Source organism: Silvania hatchlandensis, assembly GCF_025564065.1.
GTDB lineage: Bacteria > Pseudomonadota > Gammaproteobacteria > Enterobacterales > Enterobacteriaceae > Enterobacter > Enterobacter hatchlandensis.
Genome location: NZ_JAMGZK010000049.1, coordinates 205,876 through 225,990, shown reverse-complemented (window position 1 = coordinate 225,990; position 20,115 = coordinate 205,876). Strand labels below are relative to the sequence as shown.

20 protein-coding genes are annotated in these 20,115 nt (G+C 57.5%); 16 read left to right on the top strand and 4 right to left on the bottom strand.

Features of this window, described 5'->3' with window-relative positions:
- The coding region (locus M8014_RS13145) for a hypothetical protein (RefSeq protein ID WP_271282881.1) at positions 1-114 on the top strand (114 nt) is incomplete at its 5' end.
- Between the two features lie 50 nt (positions 115-164).
- Here the strand turns inward: M8014_RS13145 and fadL are convergent.
- Positions 165-1,445 (bottom strand): long-chain fatty acid transporter FadL, encoded by a 1,281-nt coding sequence (gene fadL, locus M8014_RS13140; protein ID WP_271282880.1) that lies wholly within the window; start codon positions 1,443-1,445, stop codon positions 165-167.
- A gap of 371 nt (positions 1,446-1,816) precedes the next feature.
- On the opposite strand from fadL, the gene M8014_RS13135 reads away from it, so the two are divergent.
- The 4 genes from M8014_RS13135 (at position 1,817) to sixA (ending at position 6,409) form a co-directional block, all read left to right on the top strand.
- Positions 1,817-2,101 (top strand): YfcZ/YiiS family protein, encoded by a 285-nt coding sequence (locus tag M8014_RS13135; RefSeq protein WP_271282879.1) that lies wholly within the window; start codon positions 1,817-1,819, stop codon positions 2,099-2,101.
- Positions 2,102-2,256: 155 nt separating this feature from the next.
- A complete protein-coding gene (gene fadI, locus M8014_RS13130) occupies positions 2,257-3,567 on the top strand; it encodes an acetyl-CoA C-acyltransferase FadI (protein ID WP_271282878.1) in 1,311 nt (436 codons plus the stop codon).
- Entirely contained in the window at positions 3,567-5,714 is a 2,148-nt protein-coding gene (gene fadJ / locus M8014_RS13125) for a fatty acid oxidation complex subunit alpha FadJ (RefSeq protein WP_271282877.1), read from the top strand. The genes fadI and fadJ overlap by 1 nt, the downstream gene beginning before the upstream one ends.
- Before the next feature lie 209 nt (positions 5,715-5,923).
- A complete protein-coding gene (gene sixA / locus M8014_RS13120; protein ID WP_271282876.1) occupies positions 5,924-6,409 on the top strand; it encodes a phosphohistidine phosphatase SixA in 486 nt (161 codons plus the stop codon).
- Between the two features lie 45 nt (positions 6,410-6,454).
- Here sixA and smrB read toward each other — a convergent pair whose 3' ends face one another.
- The gene (gene smrB / locus M8014_RS13115; protein ID WP_271282875.1) at positions 6,455-7,006 is read right to left on the bottom strand and encodes an endonuclease SmrB; all 552 of its coding nucleotides are present in this window, start codon (positions 7,004-7,006) and stop codon (positions 6,455-6,457) included.
- Positions 7,007-7,163: 157 nt separating this feature from the next.
- Between smrB and prmB the strand changes: the two genes are divergently transcribed.
- From prmB to M8014_RS13085, 6 genes are all read left to right on the top strand, one after another.
- Complete coding sequence (gene prmB, locus M8014_RS13110; RefSeq protein ID WP_271282874.1) at positions 7,164-8,096, top strand: 50S ribosomal protein L3 N(5)-glutamine methyltransferase; 933 nt, start codon at positions 7,164-7,166, stop codon at positions 8,094-8,096.
- Positions 8,097-8,157: 61 nt separating this feature from the next.
- A complete protein-coding gene (gene aroC, locus M8014_RS13105) occupies positions 8,158-9,243 on the top strand; it encodes a chorismate synthase (RefSeq protein WP_271282873.1) in 1,086 nt (361 codons plus the stop codon).
- Positions 9,244-9,245: 2 nt separating this feature from the next.
- Positions 9,246-10,070 carry a penicillin-insensitive murein endopeptidase gene (mepA, locus tag M8014_RS13100; protein ID WP_271282872.1) on the top strand — a complete coding sequence of 275 codons (825 nt, stop codon included), beginning with the start codon at positions 9,246-9,248 and terminating at the stop codon, positions 10,068-10,070.
- Positions 10,070-10,879 carry a sulfite exporter TauE/SafE family protein gene (locus M8014_RS13095; RefSeq protein ID WP_271282871.1) on the top strand — a complete coding sequence of 270 codons (810 nt, stop codon included), beginning with the start codon at positions 10,070-10,072 and terminating at the stop codon, positions 10,877-10,879. Before mepA ends, M8014_RS13095 begins: the two co-directional genes overlap by 1 nt.
- The gene (locus tag M8014_RS13090; protein ID WP_271282870.1) at positions 10,879-11,427 is read left to right on the top strand and encodes an elongation factor P hydroxylase; all 549 of its coding nucleotides are present in this window, start codon (positions 10,879-10,881) and stop codon (positions 11,425-11,427) included. Before M8014_RS13095 ends, M8014_RS13090 begins: the two co-directional genes overlap by 1 nt.
- 9 nt (positions 11,428-11,436) lie before the next feature.
- Positions 11,437-11,715 (top strand): YfcL family protein, encoded by a 279-nt coding sequence (locus tag M8014_RS13085; RefSeq protein ID WP_271282869.1) that lies wholly within the window; start codon positions 11,437-11,439, stop codon positions 11,713-11,715.
- A 45-nt stretch (positions 11,716-11,760) separates the two neighbouring features.
- On the opposite strand, the gene mnmC is transcribed toward M8014_RS13085, so the two are convergent.
- Entirely contained in the window at positions 11,761-13,761 is a 2,001-nt protein-coding gene (mnmC, locus tag M8014_RS13080) for a bifunctional tRNA (5-methylaminomethyl-2-thiouridine)(34)-methyltransferase MnmC2/FAD-dependent 5-carboxymethylaminomethyl-2-thiouridine(34) oxidoreductase MnmC1 (RefSeq protein WP_271282868.1), read from the bottom strand.
- 156 nt (positions 13,762-13,917) lie between these two features.
- On the opposite strand from mnmC, the gene fabB reads away from it, so the two are divergent.
- Positions 13,918-15,135 carry a beta-ketoacyl-ACP synthase I gene (gene fabB, locus M8014_RS13075; RefSeq protein ID WP_271282867.1) on the top strand — a complete coding sequence of 406 codons (1,218 nt, stop codon included), beginning with the start codon at positions 13,918-13,920 and terminating at the stop codon, positions 15,133-15,135.
- A 49-nt stretch (positions 15,136-15,184) separates the two neighbouring features.
- On the opposite strand, the gene flk is transcribed toward fabB, so the two are convergent.
- Positions 15,185-16,189 carry a flagella biosynthesis regulator Flk gene (flk, locus tag M8014_RS13070; RefSeq protein ID WP_271282866.1) on the bottom strand — a complete coding sequence of 335 codons (1,005 nt, stop codon included), beginning with the start codon at positions 16,187-16,189 and terminating at the stop codon, positions 15,185-15,187.
- A gap of 112 nt (positions 16,190-16,301) precedes the next feature.
- On the opposite strand from flk, the gene pdxB reads away from it, so the two are divergent.
- The 4 genes from pdxB (at position 16,302) to M8014_RS13050 (ending at position 20,027) form a co-directional block, all read left to right on the top strand.
- The gene (pdxB, locus tag M8014_RS13065; protein ID WP_271282865.1) at positions 16,302-17,438 is read left to right on the top strand and encodes a 4-phosphoerythronate dehydrogenase PdxB; all 1,137 of its coding nucleotides are present in this window, start codon (positions 16,302-16,304) and stop codon (positions 17,436-17,438) included.
- A gap of 67 nt (positions 17,439-17,505) precedes the next feature.
- The gene (locus M8014_RS13060) at positions 17,506-18,519 is read left to right on the top strand and encodes an aspartate-semialdehyde dehydrogenase (RefSeq protein ID WP_271282864.1); all 1,014 of its coding nucleotides are present in this window, start codon (positions 17,506-17,508) and stop codon (positions 18,517-18,519) included.
- The gene (truA, locus tag M8014_RS13055) at positions 18,519-19,331 is read left to right on the top strand and encodes a tRNA pseudouridine(38-40) synthase TruA (RefSeq protein ID WP_271282863.1); all 813 of its coding nucleotides are present in this window, start codon (positions 18,519-18,521) and stop codon (positions 19,329-19,331) included. The genes M8014_RS13060 and truA overlap by 1 nt, the downstream gene beginning before the upstream one ends.
- 36 nt (positions 19,332-19,367) lie before the next feature.
- Positions 19,368-20,027 (top strand): DedA family protein, encoded by a 660-nt coding sequence (locus M8014_RS13050; RefSeq protein WP_271282862.1) that lies wholly within the window; start codon positions 19,368-19,370, stop codon positions 20,025-20,027.
- Positions 20,028-20,115: the final 88 nt, after the last annotated feature.

Here is a 20,115-nt window from a genome sequence, read left to right as displayed (position 1 = left end):
ATGGGTCAGATGGTCAGGCTGCCGACAAGAAGGGAAAGGGCCTTCCCGAGGGTGGTAAAGGAGAGGCCCTGGAGGTACACCACAGCCCCGAAAAAGGGCCAGTCAGTTGCTTAACTGACTGGCATTAGAGCATCGCGCTCACCTTTTTTTATATTACGACGTTATCAGAACGCGTAGTTGAAGTTCATGCCGTAAAGCCAGGCTTTACCTTCTGACGTGAATTCATACGGGCCTTCATTGAAGGTGACTTTCTGACCGTGCATGTAAGACACGCCCACGTCCACAGATGCATCTTTATTGAACGCGTAGGTGGTACCGGCGCTCAGCCAGAAGCGATCCTGATCCGGGATGGAGATCGAGCGATTGTCAGCCGGAACCGGGCTGTCATCAAACGCGATACCGGTACGGAACGTCCAGCTATCATCCATATAGTAGGTGGTACCCAGCGCGATACGGTACGCGTCGTGGAAGCTCTCTTCTTTATAGAACAACGTCTGACCGTTATTGCCCGTGGCTTTCAGCTCCTGGAACTGACTCCAGCTGGTGTACGCCATGCTGTAGTGGATAGCCCACTGCGGCGCAATGCGGTTGTAACCTGAGATCTCCCACATTTCAGGCAGATTCAGGGTCAACGCACCTGGAATTGTCTGGCCGGATGTTCCCCACGGCACAGTGACACCCGCGCCAGGTCGGCCATTTACTGCGGTCACGAGGCCGCTTTTGTAATCGCCGTCGAAATCAATTTTGACCTCTGAACGGTAGGATAAGCCGTAGCGGTTATTTTTATCCACTTCATACAAAATACCCGCGTTCCAGCCAAAGCCCCATTCGTCGCCTTTCATGCTGGCGATTTTATTGCTGGTTTTTGGCAGCGGCGAGGTCAGTTCACCGGCATAACGCTCAATTTTCGCATCGGCGTAAACGGCGTTAACGCCCAGACCGAAGCTCCAGCTTTCGTTCAGACGATAAGCGCCGCTCAGGTTGAGGTTAACGGTGGTCAGATCGGTTTTACCGGCGTATTCGCCAGCAGGATAATTGGTGTTGAATTCGGTCGCCAGACCGTAGTTAGAGGTAACAGAGGCCCCCCAACCAAACTGTTCGTTAATCGGCGCAACAAAGTGCAGGTTAGGTACCCATGCGGTTGGCGCGATGTTATCGGCATCCAGGCTACGGCCACTGAACGGCGAGCGCCCGGAAACGTCTACATCTGGATCGATAAAGACGGCACCGCCAGAGAAAGTCGGGCGGTCAAACATGGTGATCAGTGCTGGGTTACGGCTTGCGTTCCCTGCGTCATCAGCAATTGCACCTTCCCCGGAATAGGCACGGCCCAGGCCAGAGGAGGAGAATTCGTTAAGCTGAAAACCCGCTGACATGGCGGAGGTGGAGACGATTGCCACTGCGACTGCCAGCGCAGTTTTTTTAAACAGGGTTTTTTGGCTCATGACCATAACCTCATTGAGTTATTTTTATTCAATCTTTGTTACACGGAGTAACAGGAGCGCGAAGTGTAGGGTCTGTTGTAACACTTAGAAATCAGACCAGTGGCGAGAGTATAGGTCGGACCAGATGGAATGTTGCAAGTATGTTTATTAATTTTTTCTAATCTGTTTATCGAAACGGGATCTGGCTGGCAAAATTGTGACCAGTTTCGATAATGCGGACGGGTGATTTTTGTTTTAGATCATTTTTAAGCGTGATATTACTCACTTACCTCTTTTTACGTCATTAACGACTGGAGCCCCCCTCAGTCGACGCGTAAAATATCAGCATCGTGTTTATCTCGCGCCGAGCGCGACTACAGAGGAAATCTACTATGAGTAAATGCAGTGCTGATGAAACCCCGGTTTGCTGCTGTATGGATGTGGGCACCATCGTGGACAACACCGATTGCACCGCCTCTTACAGCCGTGAGTTCGCAAGTCGTGCAGAAGCAGAAGAGACGCTGGCAGCGCTGACCGCGAAGGCGCGTGGTGTGGAGTCCGAGCCGTGCGAGATCACCTCGACCTTCACCGAAGTGGAGGGTGGCGTTCGCCTGGATATCGACTTCGCGTTCTCCTGCGAAGCTGAATCCCTTATTTTCCAACTCGGCCTGCGCTAACCCCTTTAACGCCTCTGATTCCAGAGGCGTTTCTTTTGCTCTCTTGTGTGTTCGCTCGCAATTTTTCTTCTCCCTGATTGGCTAATGTAAAAATTTGGTTAAGACTGTTATCAGGTCAGACCACTTTGCGCATTTGTTAGACACAGGGGAGCGTTATGAGTCAGGCATTACAGCTAATCACCCGTCAGGGCGATCGCATTGCCATTGTCAGTGGATTACGCACGCCATTTGCCCGCCAGGCAACGGCCTTTCATGGCATACCGGCCGTCGATCTGGGCAAAATGGTCGTGGGGGAGATGCTGGCTCGCAGCGAAATACCTCCCGAGGTGATTGAACAGCTGGTCTTTGGCCAGGTGGTGCAGATGCCGGAAGCACCAAACATTGCCCGTGAAATCGTGCTTGGCACCGGCATGAACGTCCACACTGATGCCTACAGCGTCAGCCGCGCCTGCGCCACCAGTTTCCAGGCGGTGGCGAACGTCGCCGAAAGCCTGATCGCCGGCACCATTCGCGCCGGGATTGCCGGGGGCGCCGACTCCTCTTCCGTATTGCCGATAGGCGTCAGTAAAAAGCTCGCCCGCGTGCTGGTCGACGTCAACAAAGCTCGCACCACCGGGCAGCGCCTGTCGCTCTTTTCACGCCTGCGCTTGCGCGATTTACTCCCGGTGCCACCGGCCGTAGCGGAATACTCCACCGGCTTACGGATGGGCGATACCGCCGAACAGATGGCGAAAACCTACGGCATCACCCGCGAACAGCAGGATGCGCTGGCGCACCGCTCTCACCAGCGCGCGGCCCAGGCCTGGGCCGAAGGCAAGCTGGCGGGTGAGGTGATGACGGCTTATACCCCGCCATACCGCGAACCCTTAAGTGAAGACAACAATATCCGCGGCACCTCGACGCTGGCGGATTACGCCAAACTGCGCCCGGCATTTGACCGCAAGCACGGCACGGTGACCGCCGCAAACAGTACGCCGCTCACCGACGGCGCGGCAGCGGTGATCATGATGACCGAATCCCGCGCCAAAGAATTAGGCCTGACGCCGCTCGGCTATCTGCGCAGCTACGCTTTTACCGCGATAGACGTCTGGCAGGACATGCTACTTGGGCCCGCCTGGTCCACGCCGCTGGCGCTGGATCGCGCCGGGCTGACGCTGGGCGATCTGACGCTTATCGACATGCACGAAGCCTTTGCCGCGCAGACCCTGGCAAACCTGCAGCTGTTGGCCAGCGAGCGCTTTGCCCGCGATGTGCTGGGCCGCGCCCACGCCACGGGTGAAGTGGATGACAGTAAATTTAACGTGCTGGGGGGCTCCATTGCTTACGGACATCCGTTTGCCGCGACCGGGGCGCGGATGATCACCCAGACACTGCATGAGCTGCGCCGTCGTGGCGGCGGCTTTGGCCTCGTCACCGCCTGCGCGGCGGGTGGCCTGGGTGCCGCAATGGTTCTGGAGGCAGAATAATGGAGATGACAACGGCGTTTACCCTGCATGTGCGGCTGGACAACGTGGCGGTGGTCACCATCGACGCGCCGGGCGAAAAAATGAATACCCTGAAAGCCGAATTTGGCGCGCAGGTGCGGGCGATCCTCAAGCAGGTTCGCGAGAATAAAGATATTCGCGGGCTGGTGTTTATCTCCGCCAAACCGGACAACTTCATTGCCGGGGCGGATATCAATATGATTGCTCGCGCCACCAGCGCGCAGGAGGCCGAAGATCTGGCTCGTCAAGGCCAGCAGATCATGGCGGAAATCCATGCGCTGCCTGTCCCGGTGATTGCGGCGATTCATGGTGCCTGTCTGGGCGGCGGCCTGGAACTGGCGCTGGCCTGCCACGGGCGAATCTGTACCGATGATGGCAAAACGGTGCTGGGCCTGCCGGAAGTTCAGCTGGGATTACTCCCGGGTTCCGGTGGCACGCAACGTCTGCCGCGTCTGGTCGGTGTCAGCACCGCGCTGGATATGATCCTGACCGGCAAACAGCTGCGTCCGCGTCAGGCTCTGAAGGTCGGGCTGGTGGATGAGGTGGTGCCGCAGGCCATTTTGCTGCAGGCGGCGGTTAAAATGGCCCAGCAGGACAAAACGACCCGCCGTCGCTTACCGGTGCGCGAGCGGGTGCTGGCAGGCCCGTTGGGGCGCGCGCTGCTGTTCCCGCTGGTCGGCAAAAAAACCGAACAAAAAACGCTGGGTAACTACCCGGCGACAACCCGTATTCTCGAGGTGGTGCAAACCGGGCTGGCGCAGGGCAGCAGCAGCGGTTACGCAGCAGAAGCCAAAGCCTTTGGCGAGCTGGCGATGACGCCTCAGTCGCAGGCGCTGCGCAGCATCTTCTTTGCCAGTACCGACGTGAAGAAAGATCCCGGCAGCGACGCCGAACCGGCCCCTCTTCAGACGCTTGGGGTGCTGGGCGGCGGATTGATGGGCGGCGGGATCGCTTTCGTGACCGCCAGCAAAGGCAAATTGCCGGTGCGCATCAAAGATATCAACCCGAAAGGCATCAACCATGCGCTGCAGTACAGCTGGCAGCTGCTTGATAAGAAGGTCAAGCGCCGCCATATTAAAACCAGCGACCGCGACCGGGAGCTGGCGCTGATTTCAGGCACAACAGACTACAGTGGATTCCGTCATCGCGATGTGGTGATTGAGGCGGTATTTGAAGATTTGGCCCTCAAGCAGCAGATGGTGGCCGAGGTCGAGATGCACTGCGCGCCGCACACCATTTTTGCCTCTAACACCTCTTCACTGCCGATCGGTGATATTGCGGCCCAGGCCGCGCGACCTGAGCAGGTGATTGGGCTGCATTTCTTCAGCCCGGTAGAAAAAATGCCGCTGGTGGAGGTGATTCCGCACGCGGGCACCAGCCCGCAAACCGTGGCCACCATCGTTAAACTGGCCAAGCTGCAGGGTAAAACGCCGGTAGTGGTGGCAGACAAAGCCGGGTTCTACGTTAACCGCATCCTGGCACCCTATATTAATGAAGCCATGCGCCTGCTGACCGAAGGCGAGAAAGTCGATCACATTGATAATGCGCTGGTGAAGTTTGGTTTCCCGGTTGGCCCAATCCAACTTTTGGATGAGGTGGGAATTGACACCGGCACTAAAATTATACCTGTGCTGGAAAGCGCTTACGGTGAACGCTTTAGCGCCCCTGCAAACATCGTTGCAGCGATTTTGAATGACGATCGCAAAGGCAGAAAAAATGGACGCGGTTTCTATCTTTACGATCCAAAAGGGCGTAAAAGCAAGAAGCAGGTTGACCCGGCGATCTATGGGCTTATTAAGCCCGTCAGTGAGGGCAAACTCACGGCAGCACAGTGTGCCGAACGCTGCGTGATGATGATGCTTAATGAAGCAGCACGCTGCTTTGATGAACGTGTAATTAAAAATGCCCGCGATGGCGACATTGGCGCCGTCTTTGGCATTGGTTTTCCACCTTTCCTGGGTGGCCCGTTCCGCTATATGGATAGTCTGGGCGCGGGTGAAGTTGTTGCGATCTTGCAGCGACTGGCTGTGCAATATGGTCCGCGCTTTACGCCGTGTGAACCTTTATTGCAAATGGCGGATCAGGGGCTGCGATTTTGGCCAGCAAAGGAACCTGACCTCGTAAATTAAGGTCAAATAAGAGTAAATCCGCCGTTGAATGGGTGGTTGCTGTCTAATTTATAAACGGACATTGACTATACTTACGCCGTTGAGGTAAAAAACAGCGTTTCATTCAACGGATGGATCAGGCACAATGCCCGGCCATCAGGTTTTCTACCTCGTTTTTGGTTCACGCAGGTAGTAACGCTGGTGATCCTGGTCAACAAAAGCGGTGCAATATGCAAGTTTTTATCATGCGTCACGGTGACGCGGCACTCGATGCTGCCAGTGACTCTGTACGTCCTCTTACGCCTTGTGGCTGCGACGAATCTCGTCAAATGGCAACCTGGTTGAAAGGGCAAAAAGTGGATATTGAGCGTGTCCTCGTCAGCCCGTTTTTACGCGCTGAACAGACGCTGGATGTGGTAGGGGAGTGTATGAACCTGCCTGTCGGTGCCGATATCCTGCCCGAGCTCACCCCTTGCGGCGATGTTGGGCTTGTCAGCGCGTATCTTCAGGCGCTGAGCAGTGAAGGTGTCGCCTCTGCGCTGGTGATCTCTCACTTGCCGCTGGTCGGCTACCTGGTGTCTGAACTCTGCCCGGGTGAAACGCCGCCAATGTTCAGCACCTCCGCCATTGCCAACGTCACCCTCGACGAAACCGGCAAGGGTGTATTTAACTGGCAGATGAGCCCCTGCAATCTAAAGATGGCGAAAGCCATCTGACGTGACGCACGACATGGCGGGTAGCGTAAGCCACCCGCCAGCCTGTCAGGGCAGCTCAGGCGGCTGCCACTCTTCTACTTCAATCAGCACCAGCAAGGCGGCATCTCCGCCGTACTCTTTGGGTGCCTGATGAAAAGCCATCACGTGTGGATGTTGAGCCAACCACAGCGGCGTTTGCTGCTTGAGAATGTGCTTTCCGTGGCCGTGCATCACGCAGGTGCAGAACAGATGTTCCCGACGGCAGGCGGCAATCAGCGCGCCCAGCTCCTGTTTTGCCTGCAGCTGCGTCAGACCGTGCAGATCGAGAAACAGCTCCGGCGAATAATCCCCGCGACGCAGCTTTTTCAGCTCGAAATGGCTGACGTCCGCGCGCACATATTTCATCGCCCCTTCGGTATTCAGCAGCGGCTGAAACTCATCTGAAAAATAGTGGCTGGCATCGGCCTGCTCCTGCATCAGCCGTTTGGCCGGCACTTCACTCACTTTTTTGCGTAACGGACGATGCACAATGGTGTCCTGGGCGATTTTGCGCGTTCCGGTCATGAGCTGACGAAACAGCGTTTGATCCTCCTCGCTCAGCGATGTTTTCTTTTTCATGGGCCTGTCTCATCTCAATTTTCCGACAGTGTACCTGACTCGTCGTACGGCAAAACGCATTTTTTAACTGCGGGCAGTAAGCGACAGTGCTGATTTATCGCCGTCTTCGTGGCAAACTAGCCGCCGAAAATTTAGCGAGCATGCCCTGGAGAAAATAGTGGATAAAATTTTTGTCGATGAAGCGGTAAATGAACTGCAAACCATTCAGGACATGTTGCGTTGGGCGGTGAGCCGTTTCAGCGCGGCCAATATCTGGTACGGTCACGGCACCGATAACCCATGGGATGAGGCGGTACAGCTGGTGCTGCCGTCACTCTATCTGCCGCTGGATATTCCGGAAGACATGCGCGCTGCGCGCCTGACCTCAAGCGAAAAACACCGCATCGTTGAGCGTGTGATCCGTCGCGTTAACGAACGCATCCCGGTCGCATACCTCACCAACAAAGCCTGGTTCTGTGGTCATGAATTCTTTGTGGATGAACGCGTGCTGGTGCCGCGTTCACCCATTGGGGAGCTTATCAACAACCACTTCGCGGGCCTGATTGACCATCAGCCGCAGCATATTCTGGATATGTGTACCGGCAGCGGCTGCATCGCGATTGCCTGCGCGTACGCCTTCCCGGAAGCGGAAGTGGACGCGGTGGACATCTCCACCGACGCGCTGGCGGTGACTGAGCACAACATTGAAGAGCACGGCCTGATCCATCAGGTGACGCCGATCCGCTCGGATTTGTTCCGCGAGCTGCCAAAAGTGCAGTACGAACTGATCGTCACCAACCCGCCGTACGTTGACGCCGAAGATATGTCCGACCTGCCGAACGAATATCGCCATGAACCTGAACTGGGTCTGGCGTCCGGATCCGACGGCCTGAAGCTGACCCGCCGTATCCTGGCCTGCGCCCCGGATTATCTGACCGACAACGGCATTCTGATTTGTGAAGTCGGTAACAGCATGGTACATCTGATGGAGCAATATCCGGATGTTCCGTTCACCTGGCTCGAGTTCGACAACGGGGGCGACGGCGTCTTCATGCTGACCAAGGCGCAGCTTATCGACGCGCGTGAACACTTCAGCATTTACAAAGATTAATCAAACGGGCTTCGGCCCGTTTCACATTGCTCAAACACAGAACAACGAAAACGGAGCCGTGATGGCAGGAAACAGTATTGGACAATTATTCCGTGTAACGACGTTTGGTGAGTCGCACGGGCTGGCGCTGGGCTGCATCGTTGATGGCGTGCCGCCGGGCATTGAACTGACCGAGGCCGATTTACAGCACGATCTCGACCGTCGTCGTCCGGGCACGTCGCGCTACACCACTCAGCGTCGCGAGCCGGATCAGGTCAAAATCCTGTCAGGCGTCTTCGAAGGCCGCACCACCGGCACCAGCATTGGTCTGCTGATTGAGAACACCGATCAGCGCTCCCAGGATTACGGTGCCATCAAAGATGTGTTCCGTCCGGGACACGCCGATTACACCTACGAACAAAAATACGGTTTTCGCGACTATCGCGGCGGCGGACGTTCTTCCGCCCGTGAAACCGCCATGCGCGTCGCCGCAGGTGCCATCGCCAAAAAATATCTGGCGCAAAAATTTGGCATCGTGATTCGCGGCTGTCTGACCCAGATGGGCGATATCCCGCTGGCGATCGAAGACTGGGATCAGGTCGAACAGAACCCGTTCTTCTGTGCGGATGCCTCAAAGCTGGAGGCGCTGGACGAACTGATGCGCGGCCTGAAGAAAGAGGGCGACTCCATTGGCGCCAAAGTGACGGTGGTGGCCGACGGCGTACCGCCGGGCTGGGGCGAGCCAGTCTTTGATCGTCTGGATGCCGATATTGCACATGCGATGATGAGCATTAACGCGGTGAAAGGCGTTGAGATTGGCGACGGTTTCGGCGTTGTGGCGCTACGCGGCAGCCAGAACCGCGACGAAATCACCAAACAGGGCTTCCAGAGCAATCACGCGGGCGGTGTTCTCGGTGGGATCAGCAGCGGCCAGCAGATTGTGGCCAACATTGCGCTGAAACCGACCTCCAGCATTACCGTGCCGGGGCACACAATTAATCGCGATGGCAAAGAAGTTGAGATGATCACCAAAGGGCGTCACGATCCGTGCGTCGGGATCCGCGCCGTGCCGATCGCCGAAGCGATGCTGGCGATCGTGCTGATGGATCACTTCCTGCGCCAGCGCGCGCAGAATGCAGATGTGACGAGCCCTCTACCACGCTGGTAACCATGAAAAAAACCGCAATTGCTCTGCTGGCGCTACTCGCCAGCGGGGTCGCAGTGGCGGCAACGCCCTGGCAGAAAATCACCCACCCGGTCACGGGCAGCGCCCAGTCGATTGGCGCCTTCTCGAATGGCTGTATCGTTGGCGCGCAGGCACTGCCACAGCAGTCCACCACCTACCAGATCATGCGCACCGATCAGCGCCGCTACTTTGGTCACCCGGATCTGGTGCTGTTTATTCAGCGTCTGGGCAATCAGGTGCAAAACCTGGGGCTGGGCACCATGCTGATTGGCGATATGGGAATGCCGGCAGGTGGGCGCTTTAATGGCGGCCATGCCAGCCATCAGACCGGGCTGGATGTGGATATTTTCCTGCAATTGCCAAAAACCCGCTGGTCATCGTCGCAGCTGCTGAAGCCGCAGGCGCTCGACCTGGTTGCCAGTGATGGCAAGCGTGTGGTGCCGTCGCTGTGGTCTCGGGACGTCTCCAGCATGATTAAGCTGGCGGCAGAAGACAACGACGTAACGCGGATCTTCGTCAACCCGGCCATCAAGCAACAGCTGTGCCTGGATGCCGGAACCGATCGCGACTGGCTGCGTAAAGTGCGCCCATGGTTCCAGCATCGCGCGCATATGCATGTACGTCTGCGCTGCCCGGCTAACAGCATGGAGTGCGAAGACCAACCGTTACCGCCGCCGGGTGATGGCTGCGGCGCGGAGCTGCAAAGCTGGTTTGAACCCGCAAAACCTGGATCGACCAAGCCTGAGAAGAAGACACCGCCTCCGCTGCCACCTTCTTGCCAGGCGCTACTGGATGAGCACGCCCTGTAATGGACCAATTTACTGAATTGTTTATGGTGTCACCGCTGCTGTTGGCGGGACTGTTTTTGATCGCGATGCTGGCCGGTTTTATTGATGCCTTAGCCGGCGGCGGCGGGTTGTTAACCGTTCCGGCACTGCTGGCGGTTGGCATGACCCCTGCACAGGCCTTGGCGACCAATAAGCTACAGGCCTGCGGCGGGTCGTTATCGGCTTCGATCTATTTTGTGCGGCGCAAAGTGGTGAGCCTCGCCGATCAGAAGCTCAATATACTGATGACCTTTATCGGCTCGACCAGCGGCGCGCTGCTGGTGCAGCACGTGCAGTCCGACATCCTGCGCCAGGTTTTGCCGATCCTCATTATCTGTATTGGCCTCTACTTTTTGCTGATGCCAAAGCTTGGCGAAGATGATCGGCAGCGCCGCCTGCACGGGTTACCCTTCGCCCTGATCGCGGGCGGCTGCGTCGGCTTCTATGACGGTTTTTTCGGCCCCGGCGCCGGGTCGTTTTACGCGCTGGCGTTTGTTACGCTGGCCGGTTTTAATCTTGCCAAATCTACCGCTCACGCGAAGGTGCTTAATGCCACCTCAAACCTGGGCGGTCTGCTGCTGTTTATCATCGGCGGCAAGGTGATTTGGGCCACCGGCTTCGTGATGATGGCTGGACAGTTTATGGGCGCGCGGATCGGCTCGCGTCTGGTGTTAAGCAAAGGGCAGCAGCTTATCCGTCCGATGATTGTGATTGTCTCGGCGGTGATGAGTGCCAAACTTCTTTATGACAGCCACGGACAGGAGATCCTCCACTGGTTGGGGATGAACTAATGAACAGTACGCATAAATACGAGCAGCTGATTGCGGTTTTTGACGGCTGCTTCGCCGACGATTTTAATACCCGTCTGATTAAAGGCGACGACGAACCGATCTATCTTCCTGCAGATGCCGATACACCGTATCACCGGATTGTCTTTGCGCACGGCTACTACGCCAGCGCCCTTCACGAAATTTCCCACTGGTGTATTGCCGGGAAAGCGCGTCGCGAGCTGGTGGACTTTGGCTACTGGTACTGCCCGGATGGTCGCGATGCGGCAACCCAGGGGCAGTTTGAAGATGTCGAAGTCAAGCCGCAGGCCTTTGACTGGCTGTTTTGCGTGGCGGCGGGTTATCCGTTTAATGTCAGCTGCGACAATCTGGAAGGGGACTGCGAGCCGGACCGTATCCTGTTTCAGCGCCGCGTCCATGCCCAGGTGATGGAGTATCTCGAGAAGGGCATCCCGGAACGCCCGGCGCGCTTTATGCGTGCGTTACAACAGTATTACCACACGCCGGACATCACGGCGGAACACTTCCCGTGGCCGGAAGATCTTAACTGAGGAAAGAAGATGATCGCAGAATTTGAATCACGCATTCTGGCATTAATTGACGACATGGTGGAACACGCCAGTGACGATGAACTGTTTGCCAGCGGTTATCTGCGTGGTCACCTGACGCTGGCCGTTGCCGAGCTTGAAGCCGGTGACGACCACTCGCCTGAAGCGGTGCATGTGGAAGTGACCCGCAGCCTGGAAAAAGCAATCCTCGCCGGTGAACTCTCTCCCCGCGACCAGACGTTAGTGCTGGGCATGTGGGATACGCTGTTCCAGCAGGCTAAGCTGAAGTAACCTGTTATCGCCCGGTAGCGCTGCGCTTACCGGGCCGACAATCTCCTATTTGACCATTTTCCCCTTCAACAACTTCCTCACCCATAACCGATTCGGATTCAGCCCGGCCAGCGTATTGCTATCCAACGGGATCGGCTCGTGACTCATTTGCGCAGCAAGGATTTCGGCGGTTAAGGGTGCCGAGCACAGCCCGCGCGAGCCCAGTCCACCGAGCATAAACAGATTCGGATACACCGGAGCGTTTACCGCCTGCTCCCGGTTGTTGACCAGATCCTGATAAGCCGCAAGCGTTGCGTCGTAATCCGGCACCGCGCCGGTCATCGGCAGATGATCGCGGGTGGCGCAGCGAATGCCGTTCCGGGCCTCACCCGCGCTGACGTCCACTTCTGTGGCCCAGGCCGCCTGCGGCAGGCAGTTGAGCAGGCGCTGGCGATTTTGCTGCTGATCTTCTTCGCTGTACTGCGCCTGTGTCTGCCCGCGATGGTAGCTCGCGCCGATGCAGTGATGGCCGTTGGTCGGATTTTGCGGGGTCAGGTAGCCGTCATAACAGAGCACCTGACGAAGCTGACTCAGCTGCGGGGCAGCCGGAATATGGCTTACCTGTCCCCCCACCGGGTAGACTGGCAGGTGCGCAGTCTGGGTAAACTGGCTAATGCGATGTCCGTTCGCCAGAACCACGCTGGCGTGCTGTGTCTGCGGGCCCTCTTTGAATTGCAGCGTCCACTGCGCCTCGCAATGATCCAGCGACTCCACCTGGCGGCCATAGTGCACCGTTAATCCGTGCGACTGCGCCAGGGCGATGACCGCAGCGGTCAGCTCCGCCGGGCACAGCCAGCCGCCGAGCGGATACTGGATCCCGCCGCAGCCGGTGTCGACCCCAATGCTGTCTGCGACCTGCCGGGCATTCGCCTCTGCGGCGATCTGCGCGGGCAAGCCCATCAACAGCATCTGATTGATTTTGTGCTGACTCTTCTCATCCCAGCCAAGCTGGGTGACGCCGCACCACTCATGGTCAAACGCCACCGGCAGGGCATCGTAAAGGCGACGGGCAAAGGTAAACGCCGTCGGGAAAAACTGGCTCAGGGCAGCATCCTGGGCGCTCAGCAGCGGATAGAGTGCGCCCTGACGATTGCCGGAAGCACCCGTCGCAGGTGCGTCGTCGGCACAGTAAAGCGTGACCTGCCAGCCGCGACGCAGCAGCGCCAGCGACAGCAGGGCGCTGGCGATCCCGCCACCGATGACCGCCGTTTCACGCACCTCGCTGGCGGGGCGGGCAAACCACGGGGTGCGGACAGGGGAGGGCAGATCCTGTTCCATCACTCCGACCAGCATTTCGCGTTTGCGGCCAAAGCCTTTCGTTTTTTGCACCGTGAAACCGGCTTCCTGCAAACCACGGCGTACAAAACCGGCGCAGGTAAAGGTGGCGAGCGTAGCGCCAGGCCTTGCCAGTCGGGCCATCGCGGCAAACAGATTGGGGCTCCACATATCCGGGTTTTTTGAAGGCGCAAAGCCGTCAAGGAACCAGGCGTCGACCTGCTGATTGAGGGAATCATCCAGCTGGTCGGTCAGGTCATTAATATCGCCGAGCCATAAATCGAGGGTGACGCGCCCGTCATCCAGCAGTAGGCGATGACAGCCCGCCAGCGGCAGCGGCCACTGTTTCTGCAGCTGCGCGGCCCACGGGGTCAGTTCCGGCCAGTGCTGGTGCGCCAGACGCAGATCGTCAGCGGACAGCGGAAATTTTTCAAAACTGATGAAATGTAATCTTTGCAGCGTAGCCTCGGGGTGTTCGCGACGGAAACGGTCGAAGGCCTGCCAGAGCGTGAGAAAGTTCAAACCGGTACCAAAACCGCTCTCCGCCACCACAAACAGGCTGCGGGGATGGACAGGAAAACGGGAATTTAACTGGTTCCCATCGAGGAAAACATAACGTGTTTCTTCCAGTCCATTATCATTAGAGAAGTAGACATCATCAAAATCTCGGGAAACAGGTGTACCCTCAGCGTTGAATTCGAGGTTGGCAGGTTGTATGGCGTTATGTTTCACGTAAGTTACTCGTCTGACTGGCTGTGCCGCGATCTTAACGATGTACGTCTGCTGGTGCAAATTTCCGCAGAAATTGCTGATCGGACTTGTTCGGCGTACAAGTGTACGCTATTGTGCGACTCGAAACTTACATAGTGCGACTTACAGAGGTATTGAATGAAACGTGCAGTGATTACTGGCCTGGGCATCGTTTCCAGCATCGGTAACAACCAGCAGGAAGTCCTGTCATCTCTGCGTGAAGGACGCTCGGGAATCACCTTCTCTCAGGAGTTTCTTGATTCTGGTATGCGTAGCCACGTATGGGGCAACGTCAAACTGGACACCACCGGTCTGATTGATCGCAAAGTGGTCCGTTTCATGAACGATGCCTCCATTTACGCCTATCTCTCCATGCAGGAAGCGATTGCTGATGCCGGTCTGAGCGAAGACGTTTATCAGAACAATCCACGTGTTGGCCTGATTGCAGGCTCCGGCGGTTCGTCTAAAGCGCAGGTCTTCGGTGCGGACGCCATGCGTAGCCCGCGCGGCCTGAAAGCAGTCGGTCCGTACGTTGTGACCAAAGCGATGGGTTCAGCGGTATCCGCGTGCCTCGCGACGCCGTTCAAAATTCACGGCGTAAACTACTCCATCAGCTCCGCCTGTGCGACCTCCGCACACTGTATCGGTAACGCGGTAGAGCAGATCCAGCTGGGCAAACAGGACATCGTGTTTGCGGGCGGCGGCGAAGAGCTGGGCTGGGAAATGGCCTGTGAATTCGACGCGATGGGCGCACTGTCCACCAAATACAACGAAACCCCGGAAAAAGCCTCCCGTACTTATGATTCCAAACGCGACGGTTTTATCATCGCAGGCGGCGGCGGTATGGTTGTGGTTGAAGAGCTGGAACACGCTCTGGCCCGTGGCGCGCACATCTATGCTGAGATCGTTGGCTACGGCGCAACCTCCGACGGCGCAGACATGGTTGCTCCATCGGGTGAAGGCGCAGTGCGCTGCATGAAGATGGCGATGCAGGGTCTCGACACCCCAATCGACTACCTGAACTCCCACGGTACCTCTACTCCGGTAGGCGACGTGAAAGAGCTGGGTGCGATCCGCGAAGTGTTCGGCGACAATAGCCCGGCCATCTCTGCGACCAAAGCCATGACCGGTCACTCACTGGGCGCCGCTGGCGTACAGGAAGCCATCTACTCCCTGCTGATGCTGGAACACGGCTTTATCGCCCCAAGCATCAACGTTGAGGAGCTGGACGAGCAGGCTGCTGGCCTGAACATCGTCACCGAGCCAACCGAGCGTGAACTGACTACCGTCATGTCTAACAGCTTCGGCTTCGGCGGCACCAACGCCACGCTGGTCATGCGTAAGCTGAACGCGTAATTTTTACGCCGGATGAAAAAAGGGAGCCTCAGGGCTCCCTTTTTGTTTGTCAGATGACTATCCAGATGACGACCATCACGACCAGCAGCGCGACAAACATCAGCCCTGGACGGGCCGACATCGATTTCAGTGAGTCGACCACCGGGGCAAGCAGCGGGCTGTAGATCGGCTGGATATTGCGAACTTCTAACGTGGCATTTTCACGCTCGGCGCGGCGCAGGAAAATCTCCCCCAGCAGGCTCTGAACCTGTGCGGTGGTCAGGGCCGTCTGCGGTGTCGCCTGCCAGTTCTGGCGGGCATAATCCTGAATACTGTCCCACTCGCGCGCTTCCAGTGGCTGTCTTAATGCGGCCTGCAGCGTGTGCAACGTTGGTGCGCTTTGGGTGCTCAGCGTCTGTCGCGCCTGCAGCCAGGTGGCGAGATGGGTAAACTGTTTGGCCGGGATCAGCTCACCCGCCTTCACGCCTGACAGCTCCAGCATCGACTGCCAGATAAGCTTGGTCGGCTCACCCGTTGCGGCGGCAAGCTTGGTCACCATCTGCTTCAGCGTGTTGTGCTCGGCAGGCAGCAGCGGGCGCTCCGTGGCCGGGCGCTGCTGCGGCTGTGGGATCGACAGCTGGTTATTCTGCAGCAGCGTCAGCACGTTTTTGAGCTGGTCCGGCGTCAGCTGGCTCAGCGCGGTCTGCCCGTACTGCTGGCGAATGAATTCGCTGACCGCCTGGCGGTTATTGCCCTGGCTCAGCAACTCCGTCAACTGGGAGACGACCTGCCGGGTGGTATGGTTTTGCTGGGCACTGCTCAGGCGCTGGTTCAGATTCTGCTCTGCCGCAGGGAAGTGGCGCGACAGGAACGGCGCATCGCTCTTCAGCCCCAGGTCGTGTTTGACTCCCGCCCACACTTCCGCATTTTGCTGCGACGTCAGGGCGATCAGCCGGGTAATCAGGCGCTCCAGCACGGTGCGCTGCTGCGTGGATAGGGGCTGTTCGCCCGCAACGCTGGACGTTACGGGGCCTTCACCCGGAGGGCGCGGCGGCGTACCTGAAATGGGCTGCATCGTCAAAAATCCTTAAGGTCGTTACGCATCGTAAACCAGGTTACGTATATGCCTGGCGGCCAGATTATGGCACACTTGACAGGTTTTCTTCCTCTCAAACAGGTACTCAGTCGTGAAAATCCTCGTTGATGAAAATATGCCTTACGCCCGTGAGCTGTTTAGCCGCCTGGGTGAGGTTAGGGCTGTCCCCGGTCGCCCGATTCCGCTGGCTGAGCTGGACGACGCCGACGCGCTGATGGTGCGCTCCGTGACCAAGGTGAATGAGGCGCTGCTGGCGGGCAAAGCAGTGAAGTTTGTCGGCACGGCCACCGCAGGAACCGATCATGTGGATGATGCGTGGCTCAAGCAGGCGGGGATCGGCTTTTCTGCCGCGCCGGGCTGTAATGCCATCGCCGTTGTCGAGTATGTATTCTCGTCACTGCTGATGCTGGCCGAGCGCGACGGGTTCACGCTTGCCGATCGTACCGTGGGGATTATCGGTGTCGGGAACGTTGGCGGGCGTCTGCAAAAGCGCCTTGAGGCGTTAGGCATTCGCACGCTGCTGTGCGATCCCCCGCGCGCCGATCGCGGCGACGAGGGCGATTTCCGTACCCTGGATCAACTGGTAGCCGAGTGCGATGTACTGACTTTCCATACGCCACTGTTCAAAGATGGGCCGTATAAATCCCTGCATCTGGCCGACGACGCGCTGATCAGCCGCCTGAAACCGGGCACTATTTTGATCAACGCCTGCCGTGGCCCGGTTGTCGACAACGCCGCGCTGCTTCAGCGCCTGGACGCAGGACAGGATCTCAGCGTGGTGCTGGACGTCTGGGAGCCCGAGCCGGATCTCAACGTCGCGCTGCTGGATAAAATCGATATCGGCACCGCGCATATCGCGGGCTACACGCTGGAAGGGAAAGCGCGCGGCACCACTCAGGTGTTCGAGGCTTACAGCACCTTCATTGGCAAGTCTCAGCAGGTGGCGCTGGATACCCTGCTGCCGACCCCGGATTTTGGCCGCATTACGCTGCACGGCCCGCTCGATCAGGGAACGCTGAAACGACTGGTGCATTTAGTGTATGATGTGCGCCGCGACGACGCACTGCTGCGAAAAGTGGCGGGTAAACCCGGTGAATTCGACAAACTGCGTAAGCACTATCTTGAGCGCCGCGAATGGTCCTCCCTGTATGTGATGTGTGATGACGCTGACGCGGCATCATTACTGCATAAGCTGGGTTTCAACGCCGTTCATCACCCGGTACGTTAATTTCTTCTTAATGCTCCCTGTCGGATAACCCGGCGGGGACGCTTTTTTATTGCTGGAGTAAACCACCATGTCTGAAGGCTGGAACATTGCCATACTGGGCGCTACGGGCGCCGTGGGTGAAGCCCTGCTCGAAACGCTTGCCGAGCGTCAGTTTCCGGTGGGGGATATTTATGCCCTGGCGCGAAACGAGAGTGCCGGTGAGCATCTGCGTTTTGAAGGCAAATCCGTAAGGGTTCAGGATGCCGCCGCGTTCGACTGGACGCAGGCGCAGCTGGCCTTTTTCGCCGCAGGTGCGGAAGCCTCTGCCACCTATATTGAAGAAGCCACCAATGCGGGCTGCCTGGTTATCGATTTAAGCGGCCTGTTTGCCCTTGAGCCGGACGTGCCGCTGGTGGTGCCGGACGTTAACCCGTTCGTGCTGGCCGATTATCGCAACCGCAACATCATCGCCGTCCCGGACAGCCTGACCAGCCAGCTGCTGGTTGCCCTGAAGCCGCTGATCGATGACGGTGGACTCTCTCGCATCAGCGTCACCAGCCTGCTGTCGGCTTCTGCCCACGGCAAAAAAGCGGTGGATGCGCTGGCAGGGCAGAGTGCGAAGCTGCTGAACGGCATCCCGGTTGATGAAGAGGACTTCTTTGGTCGTCAACTGGCGTTCAACATGCTGCCGCTGCTGTCGGATCGCGAAGGTAGCGTGCGCGAAGAGCGCCGTATCGTCGATCAGGTACGCAAGATCCTGCAGGATGAAGGGCTGATGATCTCCGCAAGCTGCGTGCAGTCCCCGGTCTTCTACGGCCACGCGCAGATGGTGAACTTTGAAGCGCTGCGCCCGCTGGCAGCCGAAGAGGCGCGTGACGCCTTTACGCGCGTCGAGGACATTGTGCTGTCTGAAGAGCGCGAATTCCCGACGCAGGTGGGTGATGCGACGGGTAGCACCCATCTTTCTGTCGGCTGCGTGCGTAACGATTACGGCATGCCGGAGCAGGTCCAGTTCTGGTCAGTGGCTGACAACGTCCGTTTCGGCGGCGCGCTGATGGCGGTGAAAATTGCCGAGAAGCTGGTGCAGGAGTACCTGTACTAATGTCCGACGTGGAACAAAAGCCAGTGCATAAAATTGCCCTCGGGATCGAATACGACGGCAGTAAATATTATGGCTGGCAGCGTCAGAATGAAGTGCGCAGCGTTCAGGAAAAGCTGGAAAAAGCGCTCTCTCAGGTGGCGAACGAACCGATCGGTGTATTGTGCGCCGGTCGTACCGATGCCGGCGTCCACGGTACCGGGCAGGTTGTGCATTTCACCACCACCGCCGCGCGTAAAGACGCGGCCTGGACGCTGGGTGTAAATGCGAATTTGCCTGGTGACATCGCGGTGCGTTGGGTCAAAGATGTGCCGGATGATTTTCATGCGCGTTTCAGCGCCACTGCGCGCCGCTACCGCTACATCATCTATAATCAGCGCCTTCGCCCGGCGGTACTGGGCCAGGGGGTTACGCATTATTACGCCCCGCTGGATGCAGACCGCATGCAGCGTGCGGCCCAGGCGCTGATTGGTGAAAATGATTTTACCTCGTTTCGTGCGGTTCAGTGCCAGTCGCGCACTCCGTGGCGTAACGTGATGCACATTAACGTGACGCGTTACGGTGCATACGTGGTGGTCGATATCAAAGCGAATGCCTTTGTACATCATATGGTCAGGAATATCGTAGGCAGCCTGATGGAAGTGGGCGCCGGACACCAGCCGGAGAGCTGGATTGCAGAGTTGCTGGCAGCGAAGGACAGAACGCTGGCGGCAGCAACGGCGAAAGCGGAAGGGTTATATCTGGTCTCGGTGGATTACCCGGATCGTTTCAACCTTCCGAAACCGCCAATGGGCCCGCTGTTTTTAGCGGACTGATAGCTGTGCAATCGTGGTAATAAAGGTTTAGACAATATGGATTTAATTCGCTTTCTAATTGATTTCATTCTGCATATCGATGTTCACCTGGCTGAGCTGGTCGCTGATTACGGCGTCTGGGTGTATGCCATTCTGTTCCTGATCCTGTTTTGCGAAACCGGGCTGGTAGTGACACCGTTTTTACCGGGTGATTCCCTGCTGTTCGTGGCGGGGGCGCTGGCATCGCTGGAAACCAACGATATCAACGTCCATCTGATGGTGGTGCTGATGATCATTGCGGCGATCCTCGGCGATGCGGTGAACTACACTATAGGTCGGCTGTTTGGCGAGCGGTTATTCAGTAACCCGGACTCGAAGATTTTTCGTCGTAGCTATCTGGATAAAACCCATGCGTTTTATGAAAAGCATGGCGGCAAAACGATTATTCTCGCGCGCTTCGTGCCGATCGTCAGAACCTTCGCCCCGTTTGTTGCGGGGATGGGTCACATGTCCTATCGTCAGTTCGCCCTCTATAACGTGACCGGCGCGCTGTTGTGGGTGCTCAGCTTTACCTACGCAGGCTATTTCTTCGGAACCATCCCTATGATCCAGGAAAACCTTAAGTTGCTGATCGTAGGGATTATTGTGGTCTCCATTCTGCCGGGGGTGATCGAAATTATTCGTCATCGGCGTGCGGCGGCAAAACAGGCAAAATAAAAGCACATCTGCGGTTCGACCACTTTTTTGTCCAAAGTTTCGGGCTGTTATGTTTTAATGTGCAACATTCATGGTCTGTCGGGGGCAA

What these genes read in the sequence shown, in the direction of transcription:
- M8014_RS13050 (WP_271282862.1), top strand. Translation starts at nt 19,368, where the DNA reads ATGGATTTAATTCGCTTTCTAATTGATTTCATTCTGCATATCGATGTT.
- aroC (WP_271282873.1), top strand. Translation starts at nt 8,158, where the DNA reads ATGGCAGGAAACAGTATTGGACAATTATTCCGTGTAACGACGTTTGGT.
- sixA (WP_271282876.1), top strand. Translation starts at nt 5,924, where the DNA reads ATGCAAGTTTTTATCATGCGTCACGGTGACGCGGCACTCGATGCTGCC.
- fadJ (WP_271282877.1), top strand. Translation starts at nt 3,567, where the DNA reads ATGGAGATGACAACGGCGTTTACCCTGCATGTGCGGCTGGACAACGTG.
- mepA (WP_271282872.1), top strand. Translation starts at nt 9,246, where the DNA reads ATGAAAAAAACCGCAATTGCTCTGCTGGCGCTACTCGCCAGCGGGGTC.
- flk (WP_271282866.1), bottom strand. Translation starts at nt 16,189, where the DNA reads ATGCAGCCCATTTCAGGTACGCCGCCGCGCCCTCCGGGTGAAGGCCCC.
- smrB (WP_271282875.1), bottom strand. Translation starts at nt 7,006, where the DNA reads ATGAAAAAGAAAACATCGCTGAGCGAGGAGGATCAAACGCTGTTTCGT.
- M8014_RS13095 (WP_271282871.1), top strand. Translation starts at nt 10,070, where the DNA reads ATGGACCAATTTACTGAATTGTTTATGGTGTCACCGCTGCTGTTGGCG.
- M8014_RS13060 (WP_271282864.1), top strand. Translation starts at nt 17,506, where the DNA reads ATGTCTGAAGGCTGGAACATTGCCATACTGGGCGCTACGGGCGCCGTG.
- M8014_RS13085 (WP_271282869.1), top strand. Translation starts at nt 11,437, where the DNA reads ATGATCGCAGAATTTGAATCACGCATTCTGGCATTAATTGACGACATG.
- M8014_RS13090 (WP_271282870.1), top strand. Translation starts at nt 10,879, where the DNA reads ATGAACAGTACGCATAAATACGAGCAGCTGATTGCGGTTTTTGACGGC.
- truA (WP_271282863.1), top strand. Translation starts at nt 18,519, where the DNA reads ATGTCCGACGTGGAACAAAAGCCAGTGCATAAAATTGCCCTCGGGATC.
- fabB (WP_271282867.1), top strand. Translation starts at nt 13,918, where the DNA reads ATGAAACGTGCAGTGATTACTGGCCTGGGCATCGTTTCCAGCATCGGT.
- fadI (WP_271282878.1), top strand. Translation starts at nt 2,257, where the DNA reads ATGAGTCAGGCATTACAGCTAATCACCCGTCAGGGCGATCGCATTGCC.
- fadL (WP_271282880.1), bottom strand. Translation starts at nt 1,445, where the DNA reads ATGAGCCAAAAAACCCTGTTTAAAAAAACTGCGCTGGCAGTCGCAGTG.
- M8014_RS13135 (WP_271282879.1), top strand. Translation starts at nt 1,817, where the DNA reads ATGAGTAAATGCAGTGCTGATGAAACCCCGGTTTGCTGCTGTATGGAT.